Annotated in this window: 9 protein-coding genes and 2 pseudogenes; 3 read left to right on the forward strand and 8 right to left on the reverse strand. The window is 53.8% G+C overall.

Going from position 1 to position 10,566, the window contains the following annotated elements; translation table 11 throughout:
* Window positions 1-4: 4 nt before the first annotated feature.
* From ERE07_RS14070 to ERE07_RS14105, 8 genes and pseudogenes are all read right to left on the reverse strand, one after another.
* The gene (locus ERE07_RS14070; protein WP_130009657.1) at window positions 5-940 is read right to left on the reverse strand and encodes an ABC transporter permease; all 936 of its coding nucleotides are present in this window, start codon (window positions 938-940) and stop codon (window positions 5-7) included.
* A gap of 31 nt (window positions 941-971) precedes the next feature.
* Window positions 972-2,555: an ABC transporter substrate-binding protein gene (locus ERE07_RS14075; protein ID WP_130009658.1), complete on the reverse strand. Its 1,584-nt coding sequence runs from the start codon at window positions 2,553-2,555 to the stop codon at window positions 972-974.
* A 40-nt stretch (window positions 2,556-2,595) separates the two neighbouring features.
* Window positions 2,596-3,615, reverse strand: coding sequence for a succinylglutamate desuccinylase/aspartoacylase family protein (locus ERE07_RS14080; RefSeq protein WP_130009659.1), 1,020 nt, complete (start codon window positions 3,613-3,615; stop codon window positions 2,596-2,598).
* 144 nt (window positions 3,616-3,759) lie between these two features.
* Entirely contained in the window at window positions 3,760-4,656 is an 897-nt protein-coding gene (locus tag ERE07_RS14085; protein WP_130009660.1) for a LysR family transcriptional regulator, read from the reverse strand.
* A 992-nt stretch (window positions 4,657-5,648) separates the two neighbouring features.
* A complete protein-coding gene (gene fic, locus ERE07_RS14090; protein ID WP_130009661.1) occupies window positions 5,649-6,767 on the reverse strand; it encodes a protein adenylyltransferase Fic in 1,119 nt (372 codons plus the stop codon).
* Between the two features lie 329 nt (window positions 6,768-7,096).
* Window positions 7,097-7,219 (reverse strand): annotated as a pseudogene (locus tag ERE07_RS14095) (DUF2274 domain-containing protein); the annotation flags it as partial.
* A 123-nt stretch (window positions 7,220-7,342) separates the two neighbouring features.
* On the reverse strand, window positions 7,343-7,591 hold the full coding sequence (locus ERE07_RS14100; protein ID WP_130009662.1) for a FitA-like ribbon-helix-helix domain-containing protein: 249 nt from the start codon (window positions 7,589-7,591) through the stop codon (window positions 7,343-7,345).
* A 206-nt stretch (window positions 7,592-7,797) separates the two neighbouring features.
* The gene (locus tag ERE07_RS14105; protein ID WP_425330981.1) at window positions 7,798-8,154 is read right to left on the reverse strand and encodes an Arm DNA-binding domain-containing protein; all 357 of its coding nucleotides are present in this window, start codon (window positions 8,152-8,154) and stop codon (window positions 7,798-7,800) included.
* A gap of 432 nt (window positions 8,155-8,586) precedes the next feature.
* Between ERE07_RS14105 and ERE07_RS14110 the strand changes: the two genes are divergently transcribed.
* The 3 genes and pseudogenes from ERE07_RS14110 to ERE07_RS14120 all read left to right on the forward strand — a co-directional run bounded on the left by ERE07_RS14110 (window position 8,587) and on the right by ERE07_RS14120 (window position 10,471).
* Window positions 8,587-9,054 carry a helix-turn-helix domain-containing protein gene (locus ERE07_RS14110; RefSeq protein WP_130009663.1) on the forward strand — a complete coding sequence of 156 codons (468 nt, stop codon included), beginning with the start codon at window positions 8,587-8,589 and terminating at the stop codon, window positions 9,052-9,054.
* Window positions 9,051-9,626, forward strand: a pseudogene (locus ERE07_RS14115) (PIN domain-containing protein). Before ERE07_RS14110 ends, ERE07_RS14115 begins: the two are co-directional and overlap by 4 nt.
* A gap of 83 nt (window positions 9,627-9,709) precedes the next feature.
* Window positions 9,710-10,471, forward strand: coding sequence for a hypothetical protein (locus ERE07_RS14120; RefSeq protein ID WP_130009664.1), 762 nt, complete (start codon window positions 9,710-9,712; stop codon window positions 10,469-10,471).
* The last annotated feature ends 95 nt before the right edge of the window (window positions 10,472-10,566 follow it).

Below are 10,566 nucleotides of genomic sequence, written 5' to 3' on the forward strand. Positions count from 1 at the left end.
CCACTCAGTTTTTGATACGCGGATCAAACAAGCCGTAGCTCAAATCGATCAGCAGATTGATTAGGACATACACACCAGCTGAAATGAACAGGACGCTCTGGATCACTGGATAGTCACGACGCTGTACCGAATCAATCACCAATCTGCCCAGACCCGGAATGGCAAATACCGTCTCAGTGACCACCACTCCCCCGATCAGCAGCGCAATCCCGGCACCCACCGTGGTCGCGATAGGTACGGCCGCATTGCGCAGCGCATGACTCAATACCGCGAGCACACCCAGCCCCTTGGCGCGCGCCGTGCGTATGTAGTCCTCATTCAGTACTTCGAGCACTGTGGCTCGCGTCATGCGGGTAATGAGAGCCACATAGATCAAAGCAAGATTGACGCACGGCAATACCAGGCTGCGAAACCACGCCATGGGATTCTGATCAAAGGGCACATAGCCCTGCACGGGAAACCAGTGCACATGGACTGCCATGGTGTAGATTAAAAAATAACCAACCAGAAAGCCTGGAACGGAAAACGCCAATACGGAAAAAAGCATAACTATCCGATCAATCCAGGTACCAGCGCGATATGCGGCTACGACACCCAGAGGAATGCCCACGACAACCGCCAAGAAAGTAGTGACTACAGTGATGGATAATGTCGGCCCTAATCTGGAGGCCAACAACTCATTAACTGGCACTTTCGTAAAAAGAGACGTACCGAAATTTCCTGTCGCCGTATGCCAAGCCCACTGAAAGAACTGCTGCCACAACGGTTGATCAAGCCCCAGCCCTGCGCGCAACGTCGCGATATCTGCAGCGCTAGCGGTGTCTCCCGCGATTTGTGCCGCGGGGTCCCCCGGCGAGAGATGAATAAGCAGAAAAACTAGGATAGCTACAACGGCCATTACAGGAATGGTTGCCAATATGCGACGCAATACGTAGTTCATGCTAGTGTCCTGATTACAAGTGCGTGGGCCGTTACTTACCAAGCCGCCAGAGTGTCGGCACGTCGTAATGCAACGCGTCGTAATTCTTGATCACCTTGCGCACGGCAAAAACACCAGAATATTGACCTAAGGGTATATAGGGCACCACCTCGAACGCACGACGCTGAAACCTATCCAACGCATCCTTGCGCGTGACCGAGTCTGTAGCGCGGACCCACGCCGCTCTCAAAGCATCCAGCTCTTCATCACAGGGCCAGCCCGGCATGCTGTTTCCACACCTAGCACCTAACATAAAATTACTCAAGGGCGAGTCTACGCTCGACGCCACAGCAAAAGTCGCGTAGGCACTCCATCCTCCTTCCTCAGGAGCGACCTTTTTGACACGGCGCGATACGATCGTCGCCCAATCCATCGACTGCGCATCGACCTTGAATCCGACCTGTTTCATGGTCTGAATGGTAATCAGCGCCGCACTATTGAGATTCGCATAGTCAGTAGGTACCAGGACTACTACTTTTTCACCCTTGTAGCCCGATTCGACTAGTAACTGTCTGGCTTTTTCTATATTAGGCTTCTGGAAGGGTTCAGACCCCGCATTCGTGTCATTGGCCGCGCCGCAAATGAAGAAACTCGAACAATGCTTTAGCCGCATGTCTTTTCCGTACCCCATCCCAGCCATGAACGCTTCTTGATTGACCGCGTAGAGCATCGCCTGCCGAGCTTGTGCATTATTGAAAGGCGGATGTAGCTGATTGACAATAAGGCTAGCTTGATAGGCACCTCCGGTGCCCACCTTCACATCGGGATCAGTTCGTAGCGAGGGAACGTTGTCGGGTGGCACGAGCTCCAGCACGTCCACTTCTCCACTCATCAGCGCCGCTGACGCAGAGTTTGCATCAGGCAAAATTAGCCATTCCACCCTGTCGTTGGAAGCAGACTTATTACCGGCGAGATAGCTGGGCGGATCGCTGCGTCCAACGTAGTGCGGATTGCGCACGAATACAACCTTATTACCAGGGGCCCACTCATCACGTTTGAAAATGTAAGGCCCACTGCTGTTGATGTCGGTTACTGGTCCGATACCTGCGGCCGTAATGGCCTTCTCCGACATGATGAATGGTGCATAACTGGAAACCTTGGACAGCGCCTCCAGGACCAGTCCGAACGGCTTGTCCAGTGTAAGCGTGAAGGTATGATCATCGATCGACTCCCATTTCGCTCCGGCTGCCATCATTGCACCACCATAGCTGTCTTTCGTCGCCCAGCGCTTGAGCGACGCGATACAGTCCGCCGATGTCAAAGCGCTGCCGTCCTGAAATTCTAGTCCGGGGCGCAGGGTAAAAGTCCAGCGCCGGCCATCCTGCGATTTTGCATACTTCTCTACCATCTGCGGCTGTGGCACGCCCTGGGCATCCTGGGAAAACAGCGTGTCATACACCATATATCCGAAGTTCCGAGTTACGTAGTTGGTGGTGTACATAGGATCCAGCACCTTGAGATCGGCTTGCGGCACGAAACGCAGAATTTTGGCCGGCAACACACTTGAAGAGGCTGCGAAAGCGCAGTTAGCCGCGACCAATAACGACACAAGTCCGGTAATAATAGTTTTGATCATGTCAGCTCTCAGGAAAGAAAAAAGGTTGCGGCCCGCTGAATCAGGGCCAATCAGTATCCGAGGCCAAGTGGCCCAGGCAATCGCCAGGTTCGACACTAGCAAGAGTACGGGTGCAGATAATTAGCCCGGCTGCTTTAAAGAAGATCTCCACCGGCACGGCTTGCGGACGGCGCGGATCATGAATTCGACCAGCGAGCTGGCCGGCTACCACCTCATCGCCCAGGGTAAAAGCAGGCTCAAAGATGCCAGCCACGGGAGCAAAGATATAGTGCTCTGCACCTTCGACTTTCAAAAGACGATTTCCTAGTGTTGGAGCAAGCGGTGCCCTCGAGTTAAGTACACCGAGCGCATGCATCATGCGCTCCAGGCCTTGCTCGACGATCCGCGTGCCCTCGACGCTACACGTCGCATGACCGCCAAACTCGCCGCACAAAAAGTAGGTGTCCTGGCGCTCCACCGCAGCACCATAGGTACGATCTTCACCGAGCATATCCATGATCATCACGCGCGGTGCCCCGAACGCCTGCACAATTTTCCGATAAGTTTCGCGACGCACAGGGTCGAGAGGCGGGTAGGCGAGCACCGTTGGCAAATAATTTGTGGACAAGCCTCCCGCATGTATGTCGAATACGAAATCGGCCATGGGAAACAAGACCGTGTCCGCGTAATGAGCAATCATTTCGGTAAGCGAGCCGTTGCGCTTGCCAGGGAATACGCGATTCAGATTAGCATTATCGATAGGCGAAGTTCTTGACCCGTTGAGCAACGCCGGAAAATTCAGCCCGGGAATGACAATTATTCTTCCAGATATCTGCAGATCTGGCATTCTACGGATTAGCTTCATCAGGGCCACGGGCCCCTCATATTCATCGCCGTGATTGCCGCCGGTTAACAACACAGTCGGGCCTTCACCCTGCTTAAGCACAGCTATTGGAATAGGTATGAACCCATAACCCGAACGGTCATGTGAATACGGCAGACGCAAATATCCCGCCTGATAGCCCCCCTGATCGTAGTCAACGTCGGTGGTGATCAGCGAGTTTGAAGACATAGACGACATGTGGAACACCTTTTGAATTTCGATTTCGCGCAGTAAAGCGCACCGATAGCCAAAGATATCCGACGCAGTCTTAAACCGCCAATGCCGTTTTCTGAATTACCTGATGCCTCCGAGGCATCACGGGAAAATGGTGATTCAGAACCATCAACCGCGAGGCTGCAAGGCTTCTTTGAGTGTTTCCACAAAACGCACCAATGCCGGATTGGAATTTGATCGCAGGTACACGAAAGACAACGGCAATGGAACCGAAAGATCCTCCAATTCCAGAAAACGGACACGCGATGGCGCGCGCCATCGGTTGCACGAGTTAACGATGGCAATACCGATACCGGCTGACACCAGCGAAAGTACGGCAGCCTCACTGCCCACTTCCTGTACGATGCGCATCGTCAGCCCCGTCTGAGAACATGCATTGAGCAGCCGATCATAATAGGTTGGATAGACTGGCCGTTGGAAAGTCACGAACGGCTCGTTGACCAGGCTGCGAATCGACGGATGGGAAGATACTCTTTCGCGCCAATTCAGAGGTGTTGCCAGCACAACATCATGCCGAGCCAGCATCACAGACTCGAAGTCTTCCGGCAACGGATCAAAGGCATAGACAAAGCCTCCATCCAATGTCCCGTTCTCGATCATTAGCAGTTGTTCGGGGGTCGTTACGGGGTGCAACTGCAGGTAGACTTGACCATAGTTCTTTTGGAACTCGCCGAGGGCTAGCGGTACAAAACCTTCCCAGGCCGCGATTTCAACCAACCCGATACTTAGCCTTCCCAACCGCCCGCGGGCGACCATCTGCGTGGACTTACCGGCGGCGTCGATCATGGCCAAGGCGCGACGTGCTTCGATCAGATAGTGCCCGCCAGCCTTCGTCAAACGCAGACCTCGCGTTGTGCGATCAAACAGTTGCACGCCAAGCTCTTCTTCCAGATCGTGGATCTGACGAGAAATTGCAGGCTGAGAGATATGTAGATGGCTCGATGCAACCCGAACGCTCCCGTGCTCGGCAACGACGATGAAGTAGCGTAGGTGTCGAAGTTCCATGATTAGTGAGGTACTACACGTGACCGTTAAAATTGTGTAATTGAGTCTTCGTGGACCCTATTGTAGTCCGTTAAACTGACGTAATTACCAAGTGAAGCTGGCGGACTGCCAAAGGACTTTGTCCTAGCTGCGTACTGACAACTTGATCATTAAGCAATGGGCAAGGCATTGTTATGCGGCGGCCAGAGATGCTTTTGCTCTGCGCCCTCTCAGAACGCTCGTGTTCTTTTTTTTCCTTAGCCATACCTGCTGCACACCGGCAGGACCGATCTCAAGCAGGTGAGTTGTTTTCAATTGAGCCGATACCAGTACCTGGCCTAAATGCGGGCTCTCTGATGAAAAGGCGATTACAACCTCTTCCGTGCTTTTAGCGGTTCTGGTTTTGTGGTGTATATCAGAACAAAATGTGCGCTTTAGCGCCAGAGGACCTTTTTCTTTGAGAAGCCTTCGGTTCTTGTAGTTCGTTTCCCGGGAACAGCCACTGATCCGTGCGTTGATCTCTTGAGTCGTGCTTGTCGACTGTGAGAATCAAGCGGCGGACGCGTGACGTGGCAGCCTAGTTGTTGATGATTCGCTTCGCTACGCATCTCGTTCAATGCAGACTGAAACGCAGCCGGGACACACGTCGCAGTGTTTGGTTCCGACATCCTTTTTTACCGCAGCCAGTCAGTACCAGCACTGCCGCCGCAAGAGTGCTCAGTAGTTATCCGCCGGGCTCACCCGAAACGTCCCAAGCGCGGTTTTACCCGCTAAAAAACAGACACGTTTCATGGCCGAGTACCTCTCGATGTGATGCACTCAACTCTTCCTAGACATAGACTCCACGCAGGTGCCCATGCAAACCCTCAGCGGCAAAACCAGCCAACCGCAGGCGACGCACCCTCGCAAGATGTTGCGTTTGACGACCGTCTAAAAGACCATCCAGAGTGACCTTTTCTGGATAAATTCAAACCTTGGGCCGCTCACCAAAAGCGACTGCCGTACCGCAACCTTCAGACGTAGGGCTGGAAGTCGTTGTTGTCCTGACCGAGCAATTGCATCAGCTTCGGATGGATGAAGAGCTTTTCCTTGCCAAACGGCATTTCGCGCAGCACGCCCAGGCTGACCAGCTCGTGCAGGTAGCGCGAAGCGGCCTGGCGTTGGGCTATTCCTTTGTCCACCAGATTTCCGATGCGGCAATAGGGTTGCTCAAAGATGACATCCACCAATTCGCGGGTATAGATCTTGGGCAGGCGTGTGCGCACGTACTCGGTGGTGTGTTCGGCCAGCCCGCGAATGGCTGCGATCTTGCCCGTGGTCCATTTGGACGTGTCGGCGACGGCCTGCAGCATGAAAAGCAGCCAGGGTTCCCAGGCGCCATCTCGCGTGACACCGAGCAGCATGCGATAGTAGTCGGCCTTGTTGGCGATCACATGGCGACTAAGGTACAGGATCGGCAGATTCAACAGCTCTTCCTGGATGAGATAAAGGATATTGAGCACGCGACCGGTACGACCGTTGCCGTCGGTAAACGGGTGTATGGCCTCGAACTGGTAGTGGCCCACGGCCATGCGGATCAACGGGTCCAGGTCGGTCTGATTGTGTAGAAAGCGCTCCCAGTTGGCCAGCATCTCACGCAAACGGGCCTCGCCTTCAGGCGGGGTATAGACCACCTGGCCCGTGCGGTCGTTCGCGAGCTGGGTGCCCGGCGTGCGACGGATGTCCATGTCCACCCCCTTGAGAGTGCGACAGACATCCACGGCGGTAGCGGTACACAACGGCCGCGTCTTGAGCGACCGAAAGCCTTGATGCAATGCGGTGCGGTAACGCAGCGCCTCTTTGGTAGCCGGATCGGCTTTGTCGTGGCCCTGCGCATATTGGAACAGTTGGTCGGTTGTGGTGACAATGTTCTCGATTTCCGAGCTGTCTTTAGCCTCCAGCAACGGAATGGTGTTGATCAGCATCGCCTGGTTGGGAATCAACTCGGCCGCCTGCTTGAGTTCGGCCAACGCGGCACGGGCCTCGATGCAGGCCTTGAGCACGGGCCGGGTCTCCAGTTCCTGCACTGGCGGCAATGCTGGCAACTGATTGTGGGGTTGCTCGGGATGCCAAGCAAGTGCAATATCATCCATGATGCAAAAATACCATTTTAGCGACACGTTTCCAGCTTACGTCGTCGCCAGCGACACGTCAACGACTCATGTTCTCAATTTAATAAAATAGCGACACATGCTGAATGTATGCCGCTCTCAAAGACATGAACCCCTAACATGTCACTAAATCATGCTTTCAATAACATGATAAGCACTCCCGTAGAAGCGTTTAATCGACACAAGGATCCTGACGAGAGCTTTTTCGAACGAATCCTTTGGAATGACCCGTATGCGAGTATCGGTCAGCCAGCGCTCTGTCATTCAACCAGTCGTAGTCTGGATACGGCAACGGACAGTTTTTCAAACTCTCACCCCTTCGGCGCATATGATCGGACATCGACTCCCCTACCCCGCCTAAACCCTCGATCCCCCGCCATGAACGCATCGAGCATATGTAGGATCAGCGTCATCGCGTCCACAGCCGCGCCGAACAGTCGATCCACGATGTAGTCCGGTGAGCGGAAACGGTAAATACCGGCAACACATGATGTTCGATGTTGTCACATCGGGTACAGCTCGAAACTGCTCCGATATGACGCTTGTATCCAGCAAAATCATTCGAAACTCGCTGTGCGGGCGGGTGAATGGTAAGGGTCAAAAACCGCCATTTCTTCGTCGGTCAATTTCACCTCGCGCCCGAAGCTTGCCAGCAAGTCACCCAGCTTTACCCGGCCTTCCGGTTTCACGGCGGTAGTGAATATGTCGCACATCTCGGCTTGCAATGTACGGCCGTTCTGCGCTGCCCTAACCCGAATGGCTCGATACACCTCTTCCGGCACATTCCTGATCGTTAGTGTTCTCATGTATACAAGCTTTATTTGATTGCCGTGAAATCAATTATGCAAACTGCATTCAAGTATATCAAGGCCTAAACACCACGCTCCGTACGCTGATTCGGCTCTTCTTTCTTAGTGTTCAACTCTACTTGCAGCTTGGCTTTGCGACGTGCCAGTTCACTCGACGCAAGCGTCGGTGCAGGTGCTGGTTTTTGCGGCGCAACTACCGCCGCTCATCTCCAGCAGCTTCTGATTGGCAAATTTCGCGTCACGTCGCGCTCATAGACTGAGCGGCGCATGTCGCGGGTGGAGTCGGCCATCTGGTAGCCGCGCAGCCACCTTTTAGCCCAGGCACCGAACGTCTCTGCATCTTTTACACGCGTCTTGTCGCGGGCCTTCTCCTTGGCTGACGACTTGCCCGCCGCAACCATCCTCTTCGCGTCACCCAACTGCTCTCGGGCTTCTGCCAAAGTGATGCCACCGACGCCGTAGCGACCAAAGGTGATGGTTTCCTGCCTTCCGTTGAGCGAGTAGTTGTAGCGGAACGTCACCGCCCCGGCAGGCGTGACGGCCACCAGCTTTAATGCCATGCTCAAACGGTGCTTGGCGCTTCCTTCTGTTGCCAGACCCTGCCAGACGAGATTACAAAAAAGCCCGCAATTACGCGGGCTTAGATGCTTTTTATGCCGTGTCGTGCCTGGCTATGCCAGACGCGGTATCACTCCCACTCGATTATAAATAGGAATAAAAATATGTTTTGAATCAAATAATTGAAATAGCCATTTCAACCAATACCACGAAAAATACCATGGACAGCCAATCGGCTCTCTCGTCATTGACTCAGTTGAGCAGCAGCATCGGTTGCCTTCCGTAAGCGTCCATTGAGTCGAAAAAGCTTGCTCACGCAACTAGGCCATAACGATCTAACTCAGCCACAGCCCGGCCTCCTTTCGTTTATTGCGTTTTTCGTTTATTTCGAATATGATAGTTCCTCAGATTGCTTCACAGCCCAGGAACTAGCCATGACCACCACCGCCCAAACCAAGATAACGCTGCCCGCCGAACGGGAAGTTCAGGCAGCTGTGCAGGGTCAGCGCGCCTTGGCGGCCTACTTGGCAACGCACTTCGAAACGCAACACATCCAGATCTTCGATGATCGAAACCAAGCTCATCAGGTGGAGTTGCCCACCTCCGCGCTGCGTTTGCTCGTCGATATCCTGGCTGAGTTAGCCGACGGCAATGCCGTGAAAGTCGTGCCCGTCCATGCGGAGTTGACGACACAGGAGGCCGCAGACATGCTCAACGTCTCCCGCCCTCATCTGGTCAAGCTACTAGAGGATGGTGTGCTGCCGTTCCATCGAACAGGGAAACACCGCCGAGTGCGGTTTGCAGACCTGATGCAGTACAAGGATGCACGTGACCGCGCTAGCGAAGAAGCCATGGCCGAACTCGCTCGCCAGGCTCAGGAATCAGGCATGGGGTACGAATGAGGCGCTCCCCCTTCACTGCCATCTTCGATGCCTGCGTTCTCTATCCTGCGCCGCTGCGCGACTTTCTAATGTGGCTAGGGCTGTCGGGACGATTCCGTGCCCGCTGGAGTCGCGACATTCATGAGGAGTAGAAACGCAATCTACTGCTCAACAGGTCCGATCTGACACGTTCGCAGGTAGACCGCACTTCAGACTTGATGGATCGCGCAATCCCCGATGGCTTGGTGGATGAGTATGAAGATCTCATCGCCGGGCTGACTCTGCCCGATCCCGACGACCGCCATGTTCTGGCCGCGGCCATCCGCTGCAGTGCCAGCGTGATCGTGACCTTCAACCAGCGGGACTTTCCAACGGACGTACTCGCTTCCTACGGAGTGGAGTCTCAGCATCCGGACGAGTTTGTTGAGAATCTCTTCGATCTTGATGCTGCAGCGGTAGTGGCCGCTGCGCAACGTCAACGTGCTCAGCTCAAGACTCCACCTATCGACGTTGATCACTATCTGGAAATTTTGTTTCGGCAGGGACTGGTTCAGACAACCAAAGCCTTGGCCACTTACCGCTCAATCCTCTAACGGTGCAGCCCGGCATGACTAATCCCTTTCCGCTGACTTTTCTTCGCTGGGCCAGCTTGATACAGTCTGAAGGCTAAGAGCCTATGAGAATCCGCTATACGGTTCCATTCAAGCGCAAGATCATCATCGATGACCATTGGGAAATCCCCGTGCAGGGCGGGAAGCTCCGAATCATCGACGAGACTGGTTACGCCAAAGCCCTTGAACTCACGTTTGAGAAACAACCTCTCGAATATGCACCTCAGCTCCAGCGATCTAACAAAGGCGAGGTCGCGGCGACAATAACCGGACGCGATCACCGCATGATATTTGTGAAGCGCCAACTTGACGACGCTGCCACATTTCTCGAGTGTATCTATGACATTGAGCTCATCACAGACGAGATCAATGCTAAATATGAAGGTGAAACACCTGAGGAAGAAGCCCGAATCACGATAAAGAGCTTTTCGATGGGCCGAAATAATCCCGCGTTGCCACTCCCTTTCGATATGTTCACGCGCGCCATCATGGCCGCCGAGAAATGCGACGGTCCAAGGTTTGAAGCGACCCTTGTAGGAAGCGCTCGGAAGGCTCTTGAGGCACAGGAATTCATCAACTCCTTTCGCTACTCATTTCTGTTGATTGAATCTCTCTACGGCAAAGGCCAGTTCAGAAAAGACGGCTTGCAAGCAGCGTTAAAAACGAGCCATGAATTCCGAGATATCGTTGAATTTTCCATCAAAGATATGATCCCAGCAAAAGATGATCACAGTTCAGATACAGCTAAATTGCTTGCCACAAAGCCAACGGCAAACGACGTGATTAATCATCTCGTTGAGAGTAAGGTTCCGGCGAACACACCTTGACTCCTGCTGATGCAGGCGTTGTTGATCAGGCCGTAGCGGGTTGCCAGTTGTGCGGCAGGAGCTGGTCGATCTGACTCGCTTTGTACGTGGGCAGA

It is taken from the genome of Allopusillimonas ginsengisoli, from assembly GCF_004153455.1.
In the GTDB taxonomy this organism is placed as follows: Bacteria; Pseudomonadota; Gammaproteobacteria; order Burkholderiales; family Burkholderiaceae_B; genus Allopusillimonas; species Allopusillimonas ginsengisoli.